This window comes from Streptomyces sp. NPDC058579 (assembly GCF_042718575.1).
Classification (GTDB): Bacteria; Actinomycetota; Actinomycetes; order Streptomycetales; family Streptomycetaceae; genus Streptomyces.
The window spans coordinates 1-19,010 of sequence record NZ_JBHXPI010000064.1; the positions used below are offsets into that span (position 1 = coordinate 1).

Here is a 19,010-nt window from a genome sequence, read left to right on the forward strand (position 1 = left end):
GGCGGGGCCCTGGTCGCGCTCGGGGGCCGGGCACAGCGCGCGGGCCGCTCCCGGGTGGGGGGGGACGTGGCCGCGCGGGTCGCCGGCGGCCACCCGCGCGGCGTCCTCGGGGGTACGGACCCGCACGAAGGCCGTGAGCAGCGCCAGGGCCTCGCGGTGGTGGCCCTCGGCGCGCAGCGCGGCGCACGCCCCGGCGAGTTCGCCGACCGGGCGGGCCACCCCCTGCCGCAGCAGCTGCTCGCAGTCCTCCGCCCGGCCCGCGTCGGCGAGCGCCCCGGCGACGGCGGCGAGGCGTCCTGGCGGGAGCGAGGCGGCCTCCCAGAGGAGGGTGGACCAGTCGGCGCCGAGGCCGACGCGGTGCAGCTCCGCCGCGAGCGCCGGAAGCCAGCCGGGCGGCCCGGCGACGGCCTCGCAGAGCAGCACGTGCGCCTCGCCGCTGCGGCCCTGGGCGCGCAGCCGCCGGAGGGCGTACACCGCGTTGCCGGCGGCGCGGACGGCGTCCGCCTCGGTCGCACCGGTCGCCTCCGGGGTCGTACGGGCGGCAGCAGAACCGGACTCCGCGTCGACCCCGCCGAACCGGGCGCCCCGGGGCGCGGCCCCGGCCACCGGCAGCTCGACTGCCTCGGGGCTGGGCTCGGGCGCGGGGCCCTGCGCCTCCTCGACGCCGTCGAACCAGGCGTACCGGGCGCCGCGCGGCTTGCGCCGGGCGGCGGGGGCGGAAGCGGGGGCAGGGGTGGGTTCCAGGTCGGGGCCGAGCGCCACGAGCCGCGCCGCCAGTTCCGCGATACGGGACGTCGCCCGAGTATGGTCGTCCCCGGCCCAGGCCAGCGCGTCGGCGATCCGGTCACGGTCCGGAGCGTGCGGGGCGTCGCGGAGGTGGGCGGTGAGCTCGTGGGTGCGGGTCTCGGCGTGCCGGCGCTCGTGGTCCATCGCCGCCAGCCGCTCCCGCAGCGCCTCCGCCCCGCCCGGTCGCCGGTCGTGGGCGGCGGCCGCCGCTCCGTGCAGGGCCCTGGCCCGGGCCGCCTCGGCGCCGAGGGGCGATTCGCCCAGGTCCTGGAGCAGTGACTCGACGACGTCCCAGGGCGGGATCTCCGTACCGCCGAAGCAGGCCCGCAGGCCCTCGGGGTCACGGCCGGCGAAGACCCCGTACCAGCCCTCGCCCGGCACCAGGCTCCCCGCCAAGCCGCCCAGCCAGCGCGCGAACGCGCCGATCTCCACCGGGAGTTGATACACCGTCATATCGCCCGCACCGCCCGTGCACTCGACTGGAACCTTCCGGTCCACGGGTATTCGACCCCAGTCGTGTTACGGGACGACTACAGGCTGTTTTCGCCCGGCGTCCGGCTCGCGGCGAACGGGTCAGAAGCTGACCGCGATCCCCGTGTGCGGCCGCTTCCCCAGGCGGGCGATGGTGGCCGGCCAGTCGACGAGCCAGTACTGCCAGGTGTACTTGCGCGCGAGCAGCTTGCGCACCCGCCGCAGCTCCTCACCCTCCAGGAGCCGCCCTGCACCCTCCAGACGGACAGCACCCTCCGTCACGTTCCCGCGCACGTCGCAGACCGCGACCACCGTGCGCGGGTCGTTCCGGAGCCGCTTGACCTTCCAGGAGTCGGTACGGGTCCAGGCGTACAGCTCGTCGCCGTCCACGGCGTACCAGACCGCGGTGGGGACACCGGTGCCGTTCTTGCGGAAGGTGGTCAGGCTGACGTAGCGGCCGCGCCGCAGCTCCTCGGGAATCATGCGGTCGAGGGTACGCAGGGGCGGCCGCCGACTGTCAGACGGGGACCAGCGCGCACCGCACCACGAGTTCGTCCATCGACAGGCCGAGCGCGGCCGCGAGCGCCGCGACGGTGAAGAAGGCGGGGGTCGGAGCCCGCCCGGTCTCGATCTTGCGGAGGGTCTCGGCGGAGAGCCCGGCCGTCGCCGCGATCTCGACCATCGAGCGGCCGCCGCGCGCCTCGCGGAGCAGGCGGCCGAGCCGCTCGCCGCGCTCGCGCTCTTCTGGGGTCAGGGGTGTGCGCACCATGCCGCCATACTAATACCGGTATAGTAATTGCGGTATAGTAATTGGCATGGTGGAGATCAAGACGGACGAGAACCTGCGTGCCATGCGCGTCGCGGGACGGGTGGTCGCCGAAGCGCTGGCGGCCGTACGGAAGAAGGCGGCGCCCGGCGTCACGGGCCAGGAGCTGGACCGGGCGGCCCGCGAGGTCCTCACGGCGGCCGGGGCCGGATCGCCGTTCCTCGGCTACCGCCCCGAGTGGGCGCCCGTACCGTTCCCCGCCGTCGTGTGCGTCTCGGTCAACGACGCGATCGTGCACGGCATCCCGGACGACCGCCGCCTGGCCGACGGGGACCTGGTCTCCGTCGACTGCGGGGCACTCCTGGGCGGCTGGGCCGGCGACTCCGCCGTCAGCTTCACGGTGGGCCGGGCGCGCCCGGAGGACACACGGCTGATCGACACGGCGAACGCCGCCCTGGAGACGGGCATCGGCGCGGCCGTCGTCGGCAACCGGATCGGGGACATCGCGCACGCGATCGGCCGGGCCTGCCGGAGCGCCGGCTACGGCATCCCGGACGGGTTCGGCGGACACGGCATCGGGCGCCGGATGCACGAGGACCCGGGCGTCCCCAACGAGGGACGGCCGGGCCGGGGCATGCCGCTGCGCCACGGCATGGTGCTCGCGATCGAGCCGATGGTCATCGCCGGGGGCGGGGACGACTACTACACCGCGCGGGACGGGTGGACGATGCGTACGGTCGACGGCTCGCGCGCCGCGCACGCGGAGCACACGGTGGCGATCACGGACGACGGCCCCAGGATCCTGACGGCGCTGTAGCGCCCACCGGCCGTACGCACCTACATCGGCTACCCCACCGGCCGCACCACCATCGCCGACCCGCCCCCACGCCGCACGGTCTCGGCGGCGGCGACCCAGCGGCCGTCCGGCAGGCGCTGGACGCCGGTCGCCGCGCCGATCTCCGGGTTCTGCCGGAAGCCGTGGCCGATCGACTCCAGCTCTGCCTTCAACGGGCTGTTCCACAGGCCCGGTTCGAGCTCCGTCGTCGTCTGGTTGCGCTGGCTCGCGCGGGGCGCGGCGATGGCGTCGACGAGCGGCAGGTCGCGGTCCACGACGCCGGTGAGCGTCTGGAGCACGGTGGTGATGATGGTCGCCCCGCCCGGCGAGCCGAGCGCGAGGACCGGGCGGTCGTGCCGGTCGAGCACGATCGTGGGGGACATCGAGGAGCGCGGCCGCTTCCCGGGGCCGGGGAGGTTCGGGTCGTGGACGGCCGGGTTCGCCGGGGCGAAGGAGAAGTCCGTCAGCTCGTTGTTCAGCAGGAAGCCGCGGCCCGGAACGGTGATCCCGCTGCCGCCCGTCGACTCGATGGTCAGCGTGTACGAGACGACGTTGCCCCACTTGTCGGCGACCGTGAGGTGCGTGGTGTTCTCGCCCTCGTACGTCGTCGGCGCGGCCGTCCCGCCGCTCGCGCAGGCCTTCGGGTCACGCGGGTCGCCCGGCGCGAGCGGGCTGGTCAGCACCGCGTCGTCACGGATCAGGCACGCGCGGGAGTCGGCGAACCGCTGCGAGAGCAGCTCCCGCGTCGGCACGTCCTCGAACGCCGGGTCACCGACCCAGCGGCCCCGGTCGGCGAACGCGATCCGGCTGGCCTCGATGAAGCGGTGCAGATAGGCGGCGCGCGAGGCGGAGGACAGGTCCGTGCGCTCCAGGATGTTGAGCGCCTCGCCGACGCTCGTACCGCCCGAGGAGGAAGGCGCCATGCCGTACACGTCGAGGCCCCGGTAGGACATCTTCGTGGGCTTGCGCCGTTCCGTCTCGTACGTGGCGAGGTCGCGCTCCGTCAGATCGCCCGAGCGGACGACCCGAGTGGCCCCGTCCCGTACCGGAGGCTTACGGACCGTGTCGACGATGTCCCGCGCCAACGGCCCCCGGTACAGCGCCCCGACGCCCTCCCGGCCAAGCTTGTCATACGTACGAGCCAGGTCCGGATTCTTGAACGTCGAGCCCACCACGGGCAGTTGGCCACCCGGCAGGAACAGCTCCGAGGAAGCCGGGAAGTCCCGGAAGCGCGCCTCGTTGGAGGCCGTCTGGGCGCGGAAGGTCGCGTCGACGGTGAAGCCGTCCCGGGCCAGGCGCTCGGCGGGTTCGAGGAGCGTGCGCAGTGACTTGCTGCCCCAGGTGTCGAGCGCGGCCTTCCAGGTCGCCGGGGTGCCGGGGGTGCCGACACCGCGGCCGCTGGTCATGCCCTCCTCGAACGGGATGGGCGCACCGTTCTCCACGAAGAGGTTCGCGTCCGCGGAGGCGGGCGCGGTCTCGCGGCCGTCGATCGTGCGGACGGTACGGGTCCTGGCGTCGTAGTGGACGAAGTAGCCGCCTCCGCCGATGCCCGCCGAGTAGGGCTCGGTGACGCCGAGGGCGGCGGCCACGGCGACCGCCGCGTCGACGGCGTTGCCGCCCTTGCGGAGCACCTCGATGCCCGCGGCGGAGGCGTCGGCGTCGACGCTCGCGACGGCGCCGCCGTAGCCGACGGCGACCGGTTCCTTCACGGGCGGTTTCGCGCCGGTGGGTGGCGCCGCCGCGCCCACCGAGAGCACCGTCACGGCGACGGCGAGCAGAGAGACCTTCCGAGCGGCGGAACGACGCATCCGTACCTCCAGTCAACAACCGTCCGCGCAGCGTAACTTCCAGCCCGCCCCCGCGTCAGGACCGCCTCGAACAGTGGTACGCAGGCCGACGTTGCTGCCGGCGTGCACGGTGGCGGCGGCGGAACCGGAGAATGGCGAAGGAACGCGCTGCTCTCCACAAATACTCCTTGAGTGCCTGGGCATCGAAGGAAGCCCCGGCCGTCGGGGGTGGACGACCGGGGCTCTTCACCTCGCGGAGGCATTTTTTGGGGAGCCCTGCGTCAGGAAACTCACCCCCGCGAGGGGTCTATATCAAGGCCCGCCGCCTCCGGCCGGCTCGATGACCGTGAGCCTCTTGGGGTCCTCGACCTCCCAGAAGGCGCCCCCGCCCGCGATGGGGCGCAGCACATAGAACGAGCCCGCCCGGACGTCGGTCACGATGGCCTTCCTGTTGGTGGCCTCGTCGCGCACTTGATCACCCACCCAGGGCTTCCCGTCCTTCATGCCGCCTCCTCCAGCTCAGCCCAGACCTGCTTGCCCCACAGGTACAGCTCGGTGCCCCACTGCTCCGTGAGCGCGTCGACCAGAACCAGCCCCCGCCCCCGGAGCTGGTCACCGTTGGAGTCCAACGTCATCATGGGGATGACCTTGGAGCGGTCGACCACGCCTACGCGGACCCCGTTGGTGGAGGGCCGGGAGACGATCACCCGGATCGACGGGAGTCGGCTGTGGTCGACCGCGTTGGAGACCAACTCGGTGACCACGAGGGTGGTGTCGTCGATCAGCGACCCCAGACCCCAGAGGGTCAGTGCCGTACGGACCAGTTTGCGGGCGACAGCAGCGCTCTGAGGCGCGCGGGGGAGGGTCTGGGAGTACGCGGGATGCCCCGTGGGGCGAGACGTGGCAATCACAGTCATCAGGACCTCGGTGGGGTGGGTGAGTCGCTCGCGGTCACCCGCGGACGACTACGGTCTTGACTCAGTGAACGACCGTCCCGGCGGCGGCAGGAGGAAAGATCCCGCGAGTGTGGCTCCTGCCCGACCGGAAATTCTGCGCGATCCGCGCTCACGGATGGGGAACGATTCACTACCGTGGGTACGTGGAGGGGAACGAGCGCCTCGACAGCGCCATGCAAGAGCGCGGCTTCAAGCAGCACGAGTTGGCCGACGCGGTGAACACCCACCTGATCGACAACGGGTACGAGGGCACGGTCGGCGACCGCACCGTGCGCAACTGGCTGACCGGAAAATCCAAGTGGCCCCACCCCCGCCAGCGGGCGGCGTTAGAGGCAGTATTCGACTGCACCGCCGAGGAGTTGGGTTTCAGCCCGCCGGTGAGAAGACGCCCCTCGACATCCCTGGAGGACCCTGTGGATCGCAGGAACTTCCTCACCGGCGCCAGCGGCACGACGGTCGCAGTCGTCGCCCCCTTCCTGGGAGCCCGTCCGCAGGTCGGCACGTCCGACGTCATCCGGCTCCGCAGTGGGCTGGACGCCCTGATGGCCCTGGATGACACGAAGGGCGGCCATGAGGGGTTGGAGAGGGCCGCGCTCGCCGGCGCCGCCGAAGCCCTGGAGAAGCAGAAGCTGGGGGCCACGCAGCGCGTCCGTCAGAGGCTCTTCTCCGTGGCCGCCGACTACACCGCCACGGCGGCCTGGAGCGCCCTGGATGCCCGCAAGGGGGACCGGGCGTACGCCCTCCTCGGTAAGGCCCTGTACCTGGCCGGGATGGGCCAGGACCCCATCGTGGAGCTTCGCGTCTGGAACTCGTACGCGATGCTGGCCCACCAGCGGGGTGAGCACACGGAGGCGGTGGACTCTGCGATGGCGGCCCAGGCCACGAGCATCACCAAGCGGGACCCGCTCTTCGCCTCCCTGGCCCACGCCCGGACGGCCATCGGCCACGCGAACCAAGATCGCCAGGCCGCTCTGCGCTCTCTCGGCCACGCTCAGGAGGCCCTGGACAAGGCGACGTTGGCCGATCCCCGACCGAGCTGGATGGCCTTCTACGGGTCGGCTGAGCTGACGGCCATCACTGCCATCGTCCGGGACCGCATCGGAGACTTCGCCCATGCCGAGGCCGCCTCCCACCGGGCCCTCGCGTCGATCCCCAAGCAATTCCGTCGGAACCGCGCGCTGGCCACGGCGCGGCTCGCCCTGGCCCAAGTGCATCAGGGCGACATCGATCAGGCGTGTTCCAACGCGTCGACCGCGTTCGAGCTGATGACAGGGGACCCGATCCCCGGACGAATGCGGTCGCTCCTCGGAGACTTCTACCGGGACTTGATCACGCAGGCGCCAGATGCCAGCGTCGCTCAGGAGTGGGGAGACCGATACCGATCCGAATGGAGTCGAGCGTGAGCGCCACCGAGCTGGATGTCCGGCACTACACCCATGACGATCTGGCCCAGATCCGGCAGACGATCATCGACATTCACGCCGACGCCTACGCGGACGCCATGGACTTCGAGTTCAACCAGCGCTTCCCGTGGTTCGTGGACCACTGGGGCGGCAACCCGGGTTTCTCCTGCATGATCGCGTACGACGGCGACGAGGCTGTGGGCTTCGCGTACGGAGCCCCGTCCACCGCGTACCGCGAGTGGTGGCGTGAGCATCTCGCCCCGGCGCCGGAGAAGGACCGCACGTTCTCCTTCTCCGAGATGGCCGTCCGCACGAAGGCCCGGAAGACCGGCGCGGCCGAGCGGCTCACGCGAGCACTGCTCGACAGCCGGGACGAGGACCTCGCCGTCCTCCTGGTCGACACGGAGCACCCCCGGGTGCGGGCCCTGTACGAGTCCTGGGGCTTTCGCAAGGTGGGTGAGCGGCAGCCTTTCCCGGACTCCCCGGTCTACGCCGTCATGCTCGCCGAACTGCCCTTGGGAACCTGACGGGTTGGCGCTAGGGTTTCCGAGCCCTTTCGAGCCTGCATGACCTGGCGGTCTGTATGGCTGATCAGCCCGTCAAGGCGCATTTCACCGAAGACGTCACGCTTCCGGACGGCCGGAGGATTCGCGTCAGTGGCTCCTGCTCCGTCTACCCGAGTTCACCGAGACGGAGGGCATCCCTTATCTCGCTGAGCTTCGCGGTCGTGGCCGGAGTCCGCTCCTGCGCTTGTTCAGCGAGTCGGAGGGCGTCGTCAATCTCGCTGAGCTTCACGGAGGACAGGACGGCCGCCCGCTCTATCAGGTCGTCCCGGGACACAGTGGTCAGCCACGTGCACGGGGTGAAGCCTGGACGCGGGAACGCGAGCCGCAGCACGCCTTCGAACGGCAGTCCTTCACCGGCGCCGACCGTCACCTCGATGCCCAGACCGCTGATGTCGACGCCCGCCGGAGCGACGACCTGCATCACCCGGATCCCGGACGTGTCGTCTCCCGACAGCAGTACGACCAACCTCCGCTCGTCGAACTGGACCCACCAGACTTCGCCACGTTGCACAAGTCCTCCAGACACATGACGGCAGGCAGACGCTGCGCGACCCTGACGCGCTGTGGAGACGGGTGCGGCCACTGTTGATCATCGGTGTGTGAAGACTGAAGATCATGCGGTGGCCGCAGGTCACAGCGTAGACCCGCCCGCTGGCAGGAGGCGTTCGAGGGCCTGATGGTCCGGATCGCGGGCCGGTTCGCACGGGTCGAACCCCGACGTCGGGTCGGGCGGTTGGTGCTCGGGCTGCTGTCGGACCTGCCGCGCAAGAACTGCTGGACCATCGCAGAGTGGGCCGGAGAGAGCACCCCGGACGGCATGCAGCACCTGCTCGGGCGGGCCAAGTGGGACGCCGACCAGGTCCGCGACGACGTGCGGGCCTACGTGGTGGAGCATCTGCGGGACGACCAGGCGGTTCTGGTGGTCGACGAGACCGGCGACGTGAAGAAGGGCACCGACACCGTCGGTGTCAAGCGCCAGTACACCGGCACCGCGGTCAGGATCGAGAACGCGCAGGTCGCCGTCTGTCTCGTCTACGCCGGCCGCCGCGGACACGCCGCGGTAGACCGGGAACTGTACGTTCCGCGTTCCCTCCGCAAGCGGGTGGCCCGCGCCGACTGCCCACGCGGCCGATCGTTGAATCTCCCTACTTCGTTGAGCACCGAAGCGAGTGATGGCCCTGACGGAGGGACGCGCGGTGCCGGTGATACCGCCATCGCCTGCGTGCCTATCCGACGGCGCGTCAGCTGGCTCGCGATCACGCCTTTTGGGGTGGTTTGCGCGACGCTTTTGCTCGACTGGTTCTGACCTGGGTGCGGAATCGAGGCCACCGGGCTTGGCCAGCAGACAGCGATGCCCGGGGCGTCAGGGCCGGCGGCTCCCACCTCGGTGCAACGGCGGTCGGCACGCAGGTGACCGCACCGTGTTGACAACCCGAATCGACTCGAAGAAGGAGGAGAGAGAGTATGCAGATCTTCCCCACGCTCAAAGAGGGCACGGTCAATCCGGTGGTCTTCAGGTTGCATGTTCAGACGCTTCAGCGAGCACTGGTGAGGGCAGGTTTCGATCCTGGACCCGTTGGTGACAACAACGGGGACCTCGTCGCTGGCTCCAAGGTAGCCACAGCAGCCAGAGCCTTCCAGGCCGCGAATGGCCTTGCTGCCAATGGCACCGTAGGACCCGAGACATGGGAAGCCCTTCCCGGAGAGGACATGCAGGGGCTGCCCACGCTTGCCGTTGGCTCTCAGGGCGGAGCCGTATCTCTCCTTCAGCGGGTAGTTCGGGATTCGGGCTTCGACCCGGGGCCCATTAGTGGCGTGTTGGGCCTTCTACAGACACAGCGGTCAAGAAGTTCCAGAACCTCATGAGCATTGAGGTCGATGGCATCGTCGGCGGCCAAACGTGGACCATTCTGAATCCCTGACAGTCGGTATCCAGCCTGTTTGTTCAATCGCGAGCGCCGCAGATGATCAGGCCAAGGCCCTGAAGGCAAGAGGCCGACGAAGGGTCGTCTCTCAATAGGTATCCGCCGTGCACGGTTGTCTCTCTAGTCTCAGAGGCGTACCCAACCGGGGGATGCCGCGGATGGTGCACCTGACCTCCAGAGAGGCCGAGCAGCGCGGGCTGGGTGAATCCCGCGAGCGCGGAGTTCCCGGGGAACCCGTGTTCATCTACGTCCTCGAGAGCTGATGGGGCTCGCTGATTCCGGCTCTGGCCGGAGTTCCGTGAAGGGCCGGGTCGCCGGAGTGGAGGTAGTTGGGATCCGGCGGCCAACTTTGCAGGCAGCTATCCAGCAGCCACGACCGTGCCGGCCGTGATCTGAGGACGGTTGGGGAGCAGCGACGCGAGGTTGTCCCTTACGAAGTCCGCCGCCCGATCGATCGACTCTTCGGCTCCGGATCGGTCTTCAAAGACGCTTGTGGAGATCATCACTCCGTCTCCGGCGTCCACCCAGTAGTAGGCCACGAAGCCGGGGACTCGGCGGAGGAGAGGTACGAATCCCTCGTCCACTCGGCGTCCTGCCTGGGCAGAGTCGGTCACTCCTTCGTAACGCCGAATCACTGCGTACATAGCTGATCTCCTCTTGGATTCCAAGGTCACCTTGCGTGAATCGACTTTCCCCCATCGAGCGTCTCTGGCGCGGGGGATATCCGGACGTGACCCGGATAGGCGCACCGGTGATCCAAACCGGGTATCTGCTGTGGCCAGGGGCTGGGCGAACCGGGGCTTCACGGAAATCCGGTCAGAGCCTATTCAGGAATCCCCATCACGGCGGGCGGTCGCAGGGATGTCGTCGCCAGGAGCTGGGGGCGAGGCAGGCTTATCCGCACGTGGTGTTCAAATTTGATCACGGTTCTGTCTGTTCTGGGCAGTTCCAGAGTTCTCCGGTCGCGGTGGGAGAACGGTCGGTGCCGGACAGCCAAGAGGGCGAGGGCGCATCCCGCGCTTCGTTACCTTCATGCGGAGAGCGACTCAGATGATGTCGTCCTTGGACTGGACCGGGCTTGTCCCGGCCATCGCGGCCGCCGTGCAGACGGCGGCCGTTGTGGCGCAGGTGTGCTGGGACCGGCGGCAGCGCGGGGCTCGGATGACGCGGCGCCCTGTCTGCGGTGAACCGGTGCCCGGGTGCGTCGACACTCGTGCCCACACCTGGGGCCCCGACGCCACCCTGACCCGCCTCGAAGCGTGGTCGGTTCCTAGGAGACCCAGGAGCATCACGGCACACAAGGGGGAGTCGGCGAAGGGTTGCCGGTTGCGGACCTTGCGGTAGCACCAGCTCTCGTAGGTCCTGTACGCGGGGGACTCGCGCCCGGCCTAGCGGCGCCGGGAACCTTGATGCCGGCTACGTGGCGCAGTGCCATGAATACGGACCGAGGGGGTGCGGGATGAACGACGAGGACAGCGACACCGCGAGCCAGGGCGACGTGCCCCCACGGCGCCCAGGTTCCTCAGATTTCCCAGGCACGTTCTGGACCGTGCTGCTCGCGCTGATGGTGCTGGGGCTGTTCCTGTACGGCCTCACACGGGGTGAGGGTAGCGGAGGGCACCCCGACGGCTACTCCGGTTGGCACTGAGCGGAGGCCGCGGACACCTCCGCCAGGGCCTCGGCGTGGACACCGTGTACGAAGACCGCGGACACGGTGTCCGGACAGAAGCGTTCGTGCCGTGGGAGTCGATCGATCCGCGCGGCTCGGGGCGGCCGTCGCTTTCTTCCGGGGCGCCGCACCGGGCAGGACCGGGCCCATGAGGCTTCTCGTTCACGGTGGTACCTGTGTTCCTGGGCAAAGAGGTAGTTGCCGGCGCGCTGGCGTGTGAGTGAGAGGCGACAACGTTCACCCGGGGTCGCTCCGGTCCCGGTCTGCCGGGCGTGGAGGCAGTCCACGGAGACCGGACGGATGCCGCGGACCTCGCGCGCCTGGCGGCTGGCGGTCCCTGGGATGCGGTGGTGGACAACAGGGTCTCAAGGTCTGTCGTCACACACGGATCGTTGAGGCCCTCGCCGCCTTGGTGGAGCCGGACGTGAGACTTACTCCAGTTCCTCCGCCAACAGGTCCATCAGCAGCCCGTCGTGCCAGCTGCCGTCCGGGCCGCGCTCGTACTGCCGCATGATGCCCACCGGGCGGAAGCCGACCTTGCGGTAGCACCGGATGGCGGCGGTATTGTCGGCGGCCGGGTCGATCACCAGTCGGTGGTATCCGTGATCATCGATCAGATGGCGTGCCAGGACGCGGACGGCGTCTGTGCCAAGGCCGCGCCCGTGCACCGCGGGGTCGAGATAGATGTCGATGTTGGCATGCCGGTAGTCCGGCTCGTCCTCGGCGCCCCACTGGATGGCGCCGACCACCCGGCCGCCGTGCTCGACCGCGAAGGTCCGGGTCCCGGGATCTTCAAGGTCCTCGGCCACGGCAGCCTTCAGGTCGTCGCCGTACTGCTCGACGGCCCAGGGCAGCACCACGCAGGACAACACGAACCAGGGGGCAAGTCGCTTCAACTCCCAGCTTTCCACCGGGAAGTGCAGCCCTTCACGACCTCGTCGCGTGAATTGCCCGACCCGCGACCCGGGACGCCCCTGACCTCTGGTCGCCGGGATACGGACCGGTTTTCAGCGGTAACCCGCTGGTCGGTCGGGCAGGATGTTGGTCGTCTCGCGCACCAGGTCCGGGGCGGTGAGCCTGGTCGTGGTGACGTGGTGGTAGCCAAGGGGCTCGGCGACGACCGGCGCGGGCATGCCCAGCACGTGTTGGCGGATGGTTGTGCGGCGTCCGGCGACGACGGGAACTCCGAGCTGGTGGACGAGGGCGGCGACGTGCCCGGGATGCAGTGGCTGGTCGGCGCGGCGGCCGGGGTATAGCCAGGTCGAGCCGTCTAGCCGGATCGACCGGCCTCGCCGAGACCGGGCCGGATGGGGTCGACCAGCATGTGCACGAGTTGCTCGACGCTGACGTGCCACGTTTCCTTGGCCAGGTGGCCGCTGAGTTCCATCCCGGCGATGCCGTAAGCACTGGACATCAGCAGAGCGCCGTAACGGGGGGCGTCGGCCTCGCCGACCACATCCGCGACGAGCGCCAAGAACTCGCTTGCGAGGCGGTCCGCGGCCTCGACGGCGGCCGGAGTGTTCGCCGGAGTGCCGAACATCAGCGCGAACAGGTGCGGCTGCCGGCGGGCGACCGCGATGAGCGCCAGAAGACCTCCCTCAAGCCGCGCTCGCACAGGGGCCTCGAGGTTCGCGCGAAGCCGCCCCGCCTCCTCTGCCAGTGAGTTCCACGCGTTGACGGCAAGCTGAGTCAGGAGGTGGTCCTTGTTCTCGAAGTGGCCGTAGGGCGCGCCGCGGGAGACCCCGGCCCGCGCGCCCACCGCGCGCAAGGTGACCGCGTCCGGGCCGCCTTCGTCAAGCAGCTCGGACGCGGCACTGATGAGCGCTCGTCGCGTGGTCGCTGCGGTCTCCGCTCGTGTCACACAGCCATCTTACTTGACAATGTCATCTGAGATGCGAGTCCATGGATCACATGACAACGTCAGATGAAACCCAGGGCGGCGACGCTCGCGTGCTCCGCCTGCTCGATCGCGCCGAGATCGGCGATGTTCAGATCCGCTACGCCGTGAGCACCAGCTCCCGCGACTGGGAGCTGTTCCGCAGCTGATTCACCGAGGAGGTCGAAGTCGACCTCAGCGACGGCTTCGGACAGCCCGTCATGCGCCTTGCCGCCGACGACTGGGCGCGGGGCACCGCGCCGAGGATGGAGTCCTTCCGGGCGACCCAACACATGATCACCAATCTCCGCATCAGCTTCGACGGCGAGAACCAGGCCACCTGTGTCGCCTACGTCCGAGCCAGTCACCACCTCCCAACAGCACCGGTGACAGCGACCAAACGGTGTACGGGTACTGCACGAACCACTTCGAGCGGACCCCGCACGGCCGGCGGATCGCCCGGCTCAAGCTGACCACCCTCTGGATGACCGGCAACTTCGGCATCTTCCAGACGGCCCTGAGACCCCAGAACGCCGCCACGCCGGCCTGAAGCAGGCCGTCCGCCGAAACGCCCTGACGAGACTCTCGAACTGGAGACACCTGGCCATGGCACCACCACCCCACGCCGTTCCCGACCTCGCCGGCCGCACCATCGTCGTCACCGGGACCACCTCCGGCCTCGGCCGTGCCCTCGCCCCTGTGCTGGCGGGGGCCGGCGCCCAGGTCCTGATGACCGCTCGTGACGCCAGGCGTGGAGCGGCGGCCGTCGAGCAGGTGCGGGCGGGCATCGACGGGCCGGGCTCGGCCGAACTCGTGCTGCTCGACCTGGCCGACCTCGCCTCGGTGCACACCGCCGCCACGGACATCCGGGAACGCACCGGCGACCGGGTCGACGTACTGATCAACAACGCCGCCGTGTCACTGGGACCGCACGAGCAGACCCGTGACGGGTTCGAAATGCAGATGGGCACCAACCACTTCGGCCCGGCCGCACTGACCTGGCTGCTCATGCCGGCGCTGCGCGGGGCCGGGCAGCCAGAGCGGCCCGCGCGGGTGGTCACGACGTCGAGCCTCGGGCACCGCACCGGCGGCCTCGACCTCACCGACCTGCACTGGGAGCGCCGCCGCTACTCACCGACACGCGCCTACGGAGCCTCCAAACTCGCGAACCTGCTGTTCGCCGCCGAACTCGACCGGCGACTGCGGGGCACCGGGGACTCAGTACTCTCGCTCGCCGCCCATCCAGGACTGACAGCCTCGGAGCTGCTCAACAATGCCCTCGCCCGCAGAAACACCTGGGGCGCCCGCATGCTCGTGATACCCGACCGGTACCTCTCCCAGCCGGTGGCCGCGGGCATCCAGCCCCAGCTGCTCGCCGCCACCGGACCGGTCCGCGGTGGTGACTACCTTGGCCCGACCGGCCCCTTCGAGATCCGTGGCCCAGCCGGTCCCGCCCGCCGCACCGCGACCGCACGAAACCCCGAGCTCGCACGCGAGCTGTGGCAGCTGACCGCCTCCATCACCGAGATCACGCCAGACCCCTGACCCACGATCAACACCTGACCCCGACCCGGCACAGCTTTTGCCACCAGTGATGAACTTGAACACCCCACCATCCGGCCCACCTGACCGGTGAACGCCGGCCATGGCCAGATCCGTCTCTCACAAACGACCGTTTGTGAGAGTGTCCGTGCCCGTTCAAGCGGATCTTGAGCCCCTTGCTGTCGCCGTTGTTGAGGACTTGCAGTGCGGAGCAGCTTGGAACGCGGCGAGGACGTACGGACGCTCCGCAGGGGGCTCAAGGCCTTTCGGGCTCAGCGGTCCGCCTGCCGTGCAAGTCCGTCGAGGAGAAGGTCGAGACCGAAGGCGAACTCGTCGTCGGGGTTGACTGCAGTGAGGCTTTCGGCCGTGGCGGCGATGGCGGGGTGGGTGGTGGGGTCGAGTTTGCCGTAGTAGTCGGCGAGGGGCGGGCCGTCGGCTTCGCGCTGCTGAACGGCGAAGCCGATGACGTAGTGGCCGACGGCGGTGAAGGCGCGGGCCGCCAGAGCGGGCGGCAGGCCGTGGCGGAGCAGGGCGGCGAGGACGCGTTCACGCTGGGCGAGGGCGTTGGGGCCGACGGGGACGTGGTCCATGAGGGTGGGAAGGAGGCTGAGGTGCCGGGTGAGGACAGCGCGCAGCTGGTGCCCCATGGTGCTCAGTACGTCCCTCCAGCTGGCTGGAGCGGCTGGAGGGATGGTGTCGGCTTCGCCGAGGGCGAGGTCGACGGTCAGGGCGAGGATTTCGTCCTTGTTGGCGAAGTGCCGGTAGAGGGTGGCAGTACTGGAGCCGAGGGCGTCGGCGAGGGTGCGCAGGGAGAACGCCTGGACGCCGTGCTCGTCGATCAGGCGCAGGGCGGTGGCGACCATGTGGTCGGTGTCGAGGGAGGGCCGGCCGCGGCCCCGGCGGGGGGCGGCCGTCGGTGCCGTGCGCCGGACCCACCAGGCCGGGCTTCCGGGGGCGGGGGTGCTGGTCATGCGGTGTCCTTTGTACGCGGGGCCTGGTTCGCGAGGTGGGTTGCGGTTCACGGTAGCGGGCGCGCGGCCGCCGGGGACGCGATCTTGCCGCCCGCGGCCCCGCAGTCAGGCCGCCGGCGGGGCGGGGGTGAGCCGGCGGAGGGTTTCGGTGAGGCCGACCCCGGGGGGCGTGGGGGTGCCGGGCCGGTGGATGTGGGCGATGTAGCCGTCGGGGCGGACCAGGATGAGCGTGTCGTCGGTGATGCCGTAGGCGGTCAGGAGGCTCGCCTCGTCGGGGGTGCTCGCGGTGGCGGCGGTAAGGAGGGTGTGGCGGTGCAGGGGGGCGCCGGCGGCGGGCCACTGGAGGGAGGCGAGCGCCTCACCGGCGCGGGTGCCGAAGGCGAGGGCGGTGAAGTGGGGGCCGCGGTAGAGGTCGAAGACGCGGCCGCCGTCGGGCAGGGGGGCGTCGGGGGCGCGGTCGCCGGGGCACAGGGCGGCGGTGGAGGCGGCGTCGGTGGGCGCCAGGGGGCCGCCGAAGTAGGACAGGCCCAGCTGGCGTTCCTCGTCACCGCGGGTCAGGGCGCGGGCGCGGGGCTGCTTGAGTCCGGCGTAGAGCTCGGTGGAGCGGCCCAGGACCTTGCCGGCGACCGGGCGGCGTTCACCCTGGTAGGAGTCGAGCAGGCTGTCGGGGGCTCCGGCGAGGACCTGCTGGAGCTTCCAGCCGAGGTTGTAGGCGTCCTGGATACCGGTGTTGAGTCCCTGGGCTCCGGCGGGTGTGTGGACGTGGGCGGCGTCACCGGCGATGAGCAGGCGGCCGTTGCGGTAGCGGTCGGCCAGGCGGATGTTGGGCCGGAACACGGAGGCCCAGGTCAGGCCGTGCAGGCGCAGTGAGCGCCCGGCCCGGCGCTTGAGCAGGGCGGCCAGGGCTTCCTCGGTGAGGTCGGCGGGGTCGTCGGGCCGGATGGTGATCATGAGTTGGAACAGGTCGCTCCCGGGCAGGGGGCAGGCGGCGACGGTGCGACTGCCGGTGCGGGGCCAGACGTGCCAACGGTCGGGGGCGAGGCCGTCGACGCGGGCGTCGGCGATGATCATCCGGTCGGCCTCGTCGGTGCTGCCTTTGAAGGCGGCACCGATGGCCTTGCGGACCGTGCTGCCGCCGCCGTCGGCCCCGACGACGAACCGGGCGCGCAGCAGCCGGCCGTCGCCGGTAGTGACGGTGGCAGCGTCCTCGTCCTGGGCGATTTGCTCGGCGGTGACACCGAATTCGACCGTGCCGCCCTGGGCCAGCACAGCGCGGTGGAGCAGGGCGGTCGTGGCGTACTGCGGCAGCAGCAGGATGTCGGGATAGGAAGTCGCGGCGGCGACCGGGGCGGGGTGCTGCATCTGCCACGTCTTGATGAAGGGCCCGATGTGCAGGCCCATCGGCGGGTACGGCCCGCCAGCGGCCCTGGCGTTGGCGGCGATCCCGAGGTCGTCGAACACCTCCAGGGTGCGGGGCTGCACGCCCTTGGCCCGCGACCCTTCGAAGGTTCCCCGGCCGCGCTCCAAAACGCGTGCGCTGATGCCGCGGCGGGCGAGGTCCAGAGCGAGGGCCAGGCCCACCGGCCCGGCTCCGACCACGACCACGTCGGCGTGCATCGGCGCGCCGTTGAGCTGTCCGTCGACCATCATCACTCCCATATGTCTGTTTCGGATGGATTCCTTCTCTATTTATGGCTACAGTGTAGCCATAAATAGGGGACGGGTATCCGGCCCGTCGTCGAAAGCGGCGCTCGATGCCGTGACAGCGGAGGCGGCGATGAAGGCGGCAGTGGTCACACAGGCGGGGGCCTCCCCGCAGTACCTGGACTTCCCCGGGCCCGAGGCGGGCGCCGGCGAACATCTGGTGGATCTGGTCGCGGCCGCGATCCACCCGGTGGTGCGGTCCAAGGCCACCGGGTGCCCACTACAGCAGAACGGGCGCCTACCCGCTGGTGCCCGGCGTCGACGCGGTGGCCCGCGCCACCGACGGGGCGCTGGTCTACGTCGGCGGGGGTCCGCGAGCCGCTTGCCGAGCGGTTGGTGCCGGATGAGTTGTGGGAGTTGTTCCGCAGGGTGGTGCCGGAGGCAGTGGTGGTGCGGCCGCAGGGAGGTGGCCGTCGGCGGGCGGGGGATCGTGAGTGCCTGGCCGCGATCGTGTTCGTGGCCACGTCGGGCTGCACATGGCGGCAGGTGCCGCCAAGGTTCGGGCCGGCCTGGCCGACGGTCTACCGGCGTTTCGCCCGCTGGAGCAAGGAGCGGGTCTGGGCCCGTCTCCGCCGAGTCATCTTGGATGAACTCGGGGCCCAAGGGGACCTGGACTGGTCGCGTTTCGTCGTCGACTCAGTGAGCGTCCGGGCTCTCAAAAGGGGCTGCTGCCCGGACCGAATCCGGCCGATCGCGGCAAGAACGGATCGAAGATCCACCTCGTCGCCGACCGGTCCGGCCTGCCGGTCGAGGTCGCCAACTCCGCGGCCAACACCCATGACAGTCTTGCGCTGAAGCCGCTCGTCGCGTCGATACCTCCGATCCGCAGCCGCCGCGGCCCCCGCCGCCGACGGCCCGACAAGCTCCAGGGCGACAAGGGCTACGACTACCCCCATCTGCGGCAATGGCTCCGCTCCCGCGGCATCACGCCACGGATCGCTCGCAGAGGATCGAGGCCTCCCGACGACTTGGACGCCATCGGTGGGTCATCGAGCGGACCATGTCCTGGCTGGCCGGCTGCCGCCGGCTCCACCGCCGCTACGAAGGCAAGCCAGAGCACCTCCTTGCCTTCACCTTCGCCCGCGAGGACGGGCTGGCATTGCTCGACGAGCGCAGTCCATCGTGCCGCTTCCTCGGGCCGCAGCCCGACGACGTGGTCGAACATGGCTAGACCTGCCTCCCTGAACTTGCGCGAGCGATAGTCCAGGTCTGTTGGCCGTGCCGTGCGGCGTGGGTGCGGAAGTCGAAGAAGCCCAGACCATCGACCTTGCACTCGGTGTCGATCTCTTCGAGCGTCCAGCAGCGGTCGGAGTAGTCGTCGACGGCGACGCCACCGGCTTCGAGGACGTGCGACAAGAGGGCCCGGATCTCGGCAGTACCGTCGATGTGGCTGGAGACGCTGACCAGCAGGGCCCAGGCCGGGCGATGGCCGAGCGTGGAGTCCAGCAGGCGTACGTCCTCGGGAGTCCAGCCGACGAACAGGTGACCGCCCTGCTCGTCCATGAGGTCGATGAAGAGCTTCCCATCCGACCAGTACCCGTCCTTGCCGGGCATCAGCCGGTCGAGCCGTGCGGCTGTCGCGGTCGACTCTCCAGCGGGGAACACGAAGACACTGTGCATGGGCGGAGCGTAAATGGCGACGCAGGGCTGTGGCCAGGGAGTTTCAACCCGGTCATGGGTTGCCTTCGCCGATGGCGGCAGTGCGAGCGGCGAGTTCGCTGAATGACGGGATGCCGAGGTTCACCGTTGAGGT

At 70.2% G+C, this 19,010-nt stretch carries 24 protein-coding genes and 3 pseudogenes; 13 read left to right on the forward strand and 14 right to left on the reverse strand.

Annotated elements, in window-relative coordinates; translation table 11 throughout:
* From ACFWRO_RS35260 to ACFWRO_RS35270, 3 genes are all read right to left on the reverse strand, one after another.
* Positions 1–1,239: UL36 very large tegument protein (locus ACFWRO_RS35260; RefSeq protein ID WP_384518194.1), on the reverse strand; the 1,239-nt coding region annotated here is incomplete at its 3' end.
* A 120-nt stretch (positions 1,240–1,359) separates the two neighbouring features.
* Complete coding sequence (locus ACFWRO_RS35265) at positions 1,360–1,740, reverse strand: PPOX class F420-dependent oxidoreductase (RefSeq protein WP_384518197.1); 381 nt, start codon at positions 1,738–1,740, stop codon at positions 1,360–1,362.
* Positions 1,741–1,774: 34 nt separating this feature from the next.
* A complete protein-coding gene (locus ACFWRO_RS35270) occupies positions 1,775–2,026 on the reverse strand; it encodes a helix-turn-helix domain-containing protein (protein ID WP_384518200.1) in 252 nt (83 codons plus the stop codon).
* 46 nt (positions 2,027–2,072) lie between these two features.
* On the opposite strand from ACFWRO_RS35270, the gene map reads away from it, so the two are divergent.
* Positions 2,073–2,840: a type I methionyl aminopeptidase gene (map, locus tag ACFWRO_RS35275; protein WP_384518203.1), complete on the forward strand. Its 768-nt coding sequence runs from the start codon at positions 2,073–2,075 to the stop codon at positions 2,838–2,840.
* A gap of 29 nt (positions 2,841–2,869) precedes the next feature.
* Here the strand turns inward: map and ggt are convergent, their stop codons facing one another.
* From ggt to ACFWRO_RS35290, 3 genes are all read right to left on the reverse strand, one after another.
* Positions 2,870–4,666, reverse strand: a complete 1,797-nt coding sequence (gene ggt, locus ACFWRO_RS35280) for a gamma-glutamyltransferase (protein ID WP_384518206.1) — start codon at positions 4,664–4,666, stop codon at positions 2,870–2,872.
* A gap of 291 nt (positions 4,667–4,957) precedes the next feature.
* On the reverse strand, positions 4,958–5,149 hold the full coding sequence (locus ACFWRO_RS35285) for a hypothetical protein (protein WP_384518209.1): 192 nt from the start codon (positions 5,147–5,149) through the stop codon (positions 4,958–4,960).
* Positions 5,146–5,562, reverse strand: coding sequence for an ATP-binding protein (locus ACFWRO_RS35290; RefSeq protein ID WP_384518212.1), 417 nt, complete (start codon positions 5,560–5,562; stop codon positions 5,146–5,148). The genes ACFWRO_RS35285 and ACFWRO_RS35290 overlap by 4 nt, the downstream gene beginning before the upstream one ends.
* A gap of 182 nt (positions 5,563–5,744) precedes the next feature.
* Here ACFWRO_RS35290 and ACFWRO_RS35295 point away from each other — a divergent pair, with 182 nt between their 5' ends.
* On the forward strand, positions 5,745–7,004 hold the full coding sequence (locus tag ACFWRO_RS35295; RefSeq protein WP_384518214.1) for a helix-turn-helix domain-containing protein: 1,260 nt from the start codon (positions 5,745–5,747) through the stop codon (positions 7,002–7,004).
* Entirely contained in the window at positions 6,989–7,531 is a 543-nt protein-coding gene (locus ACFWRO_RS35300) for a GNAT family N-acetyltransferase (protein ID WP_384518217.1), read from the forward strand. Before ACFWRO_RS35295 ends, ACFWRO_RS35300 begins: the two co-directional genes overlap by 16 nt.
* Before the next feature lie 145 nt (positions 7,532–7,676).
* On the opposite strand, the gene ACFWRO_RS35305 is transcribed toward ACFWRO_RS35300, so the two are convergent.
* Positions 7,677–8,081: an mRNA interferase PemK gene (locus ACFWRO_RS35305; RefSeq protein ID WP_023547126.1), complete on the reverse strand. Its 405-nt coding sequence runs from the start codon at positions 8,079–8,081 to the stop codon at positions 7,677–7,679.
* Between the two features lie 165 nt (positions 8,082–8,246).
* Here ACFWRO_RS35305 and ACFWRO_RS35310 point away from each other — a divergent pair.
* The 3 genes and pseudogenes from ACFWRO_RS35310 to ACFWRO_RS35320 form a co-directional block, all read left to right on the forward strand.
* Positions 8,247–8,663: pseudogene (locus ACFWRO_RS35310) on the forward strand (transposase); the annotation flags it as partial.
* Positions 8,664–9,034: 371 nt separating this feature from the next.
* Positions 9,035–9,436: a peptidoglycan-binding protein gene (locus ACFWRO_RS35315; protein ID WP_384518220.1), complete on the forward strand. Its 402-nt coding sequence runs from the start codon at positions 9,035–9,037 to the stop codon at positions 9,434–9,436.
* Positions 9,400–9,492: pseudogene (locus ACFWRO_RS35320) on the forward strand (peptidoglycan-binding protein); the annotation flags it as partial. The gene ACFWRO_RS35315 and the pseudogene ACFWRO_RS35320, both read left to right, overlap by 37 nt.
* 362 nt (positions 9,493–9,854) lie before the next feature.
* On the opposite strand, the gene ACFWRO_RS35325 reads toward ACFWRO_RS35320, so the two are convergent.
* Positions 9,855–10,079 carry a hypothetical protein gene (locus tag ACFWRO_RS35325; RefSeq protein WP_384518222.1) on the reverse strand — a complete coding sequence of 75 codons (225 nt, stop codon included), beginning with the start codon at positions 10,077–10,079 and terminating at the stop codon, positions 9,855–9,857.
* 462 nt (positions 10,080–10,541) lie between these two features.
* Positions 10,542–10,706, reverse strand: coding sequence for a hypothetical protein (locus ACFWRO_RS35330; RefSeq protein WP_384518225.1), 165 nt, complete (start codon positions 10,704–10,706; stop codon positions 10,542–10,544).
* Between the two features lie 248 nt (positions 10,707–10,954).
* Between ACFWRO_RS35330 and ACFWRO_RS35335 the strand changes: the two genes are divergently transcribed.
* Positions 10,955–11,143 carry a hypothetical protein gene (locus ACFWRO_RS35335; protein WP_384518228.1) on the forward strand — a complete coding sequence of 63 codons (189 nt, stop codon included), beginning with the start codon at positions 10,955–10,957 and terminating at the stop codon, positions 11,141–11,143.
* A 452-nt stretch (positions 11,144–11,595) separates the two neighbouring features.
* On the opposite strand, the gene ACFWRO_RS35340 is transcribed toward ACFWRO_RS35335, so the two are convergent.
* On the reverse strand, positions 11,596–12,075 hold the full coding sequence (locus ACFWRO_RS35340) for a GNAT family N-acetyltransferase (RefSeq protein ID WP_384518231.1): 480 nt from the start codon (positions 12,073–12,075) through the stop codon (positions 11,596–11,598).
* A 180-nt stretch (positions 12,076–12,255) separates the two neighbouring features.
* On the opposite strand from ACFWRO_RS35340, the gene ACFWRO_RS35345 reads away from it, so the two are divergent.
* Positions 12,256–12,420, forward strand: coding sequence for a hypothetical protein (locus tag ACFWRO_RS35345; RefSeq protein ID WP_384518234.1), 165 nt, complete (start codon positions 12,256–12,258; stop codon positions 12,418–12,420).
* A 14-nt stretch (positions 12,421–12,434) separates the two neighbouring features.
* Here ACFWRO_RS35345 and ACFWRO_RS35350 read toward each other — a convergent pair whose 3' ends face one another.
* Positions 12,435–13,025 (reverse strand): TetR/AcrR family transcriptional regulator, encoded by a 591-nt coding sequence (locus ACFWRO_RS35350; RefSeq protein WP_384518238.1) that lies wholly within the window; start codon positions 13,023–13,025, stop codon positions 12,435–12,437.
* Positions 13,026–13,066: 41 nt separating this feature from the next.
* On the opposite strand from ACFWRO_RS35350, the gene ACFWRO_RS35355 reads away from it, so the two are divergent.
* From ACFWRO_RS35355 to ACFWRO_RS35370, 4 genes are read left to right on the forward strand one after another with little or no spacing between them, the layout of a single operon-like run.
* Positions 13,067–13,210, forward strand: coding sequence for a hypothetical protein (locus ACFWRO_RS35355; protein WP_384518241.1), 144 nt, complete (start codon positions 13,067–13,069; stop codon positions 13,208–13,210).
* Positions 13,211–13,261: 51 nt separating this feature from the next.
* The gene (locus tag ACFWRO_RS35360; RefSeq protein ID WP_384518243.1) at positions 13,262–13,513 is read left to right on the forward strand and encodes a nuclear transport factor 2 family protein; all 252 of its coding nucleotides are present in this window, start codon (positions 13,262–13,264) and stop codon (positions 13,511–13,513) included.
* Positions 13,444–13,590, forward strand: coding sequence for a hypothetical protein (locus ACFWRO_RS35365; RefSeq protein ID WP_384518274.1), 147 nt, complete (start codon positions 13,444–13,446; stop codon positions 13,588–13,590). The genes ACFWRO_RS35360 and ACFWRO_RS35365 overlap by 70 nt, the downstream gene beginning before the upstream one ends.
* A gap of 56 nt (positions 13,591–13,646) precedes the next feature.
* The gene (locus ACFWRO_RS35370) at positions 13,647–14,585 is read left to right on the forward strand and encodes an SDR family NAD(P)-dependent oxidoreductase (protein WP_384518245.1); all 939 of its coding nucleotides are present in this window, start codon (positions 13,647–13,649) and stop codon (positions 14,583–14,585) included.
* A gap of 269 nt (positions 14,586–14,854) precedes the next feature.
* Here the strand turns inward: ACFWRO_RS35370 and ACFWRO_RS35375 are convergent, their stop codons facing one another.
* Complete coding sequence (locus tag ACFWRO_RS35375) at positions 14,855–15,553, reverse strand: TetR/AcrR family transcriptional regulator (RefSeq protein ID WP_384518248.1); 699 nt, start codon at positions 15,551–15,553, stop codon at positions 14,855–14,857.
* A 105-nt stretch (positions 15,554–15,658) separates the two neighbouring features.
* Positions 15,659–17,203: an FAD-dependent oxidoreductase gene (locus ACFWRO_RS35380; RefSeq protein WP_384518251.1), complete on the reverse strand. Its 1,545-nt coding sequence runs from the start codon at positions 17,201–17,203 to the stop codon at positions 15,659–15,661.
* Between the two features lie 387 nt (positions 17,204–17,590).
* Between ACFWRO_RS35380 and ACFWRO_RS35385 the strand changes: the two are divergent.
* Positions 17,591–18,428, forward strand: a pseudogene (locus ACFWRO_RS35385) (IS5 family transposase).
* On the opposite strand, the gene ACFWRO_RS35390 reads toward ACFWRO_RS35385, so the two are convergent.
* Complete coding sequence (locus ACFWRO_RS35390) at positions 18,425–18,877, reverse strand: hypothetical protein (protein WP_384518254.1); 453 nt, start codon at positions 18,875–18,877, stop codon at positions 18,425–18,427. The pseudogene ACFWRO_RS35385 and the gene ACFWRO_RS35390 overlap by 4 nt on opposite strands.
* Between the last annotated feature and the right edge of the window lie 133 nt (positions 18,878–19,010).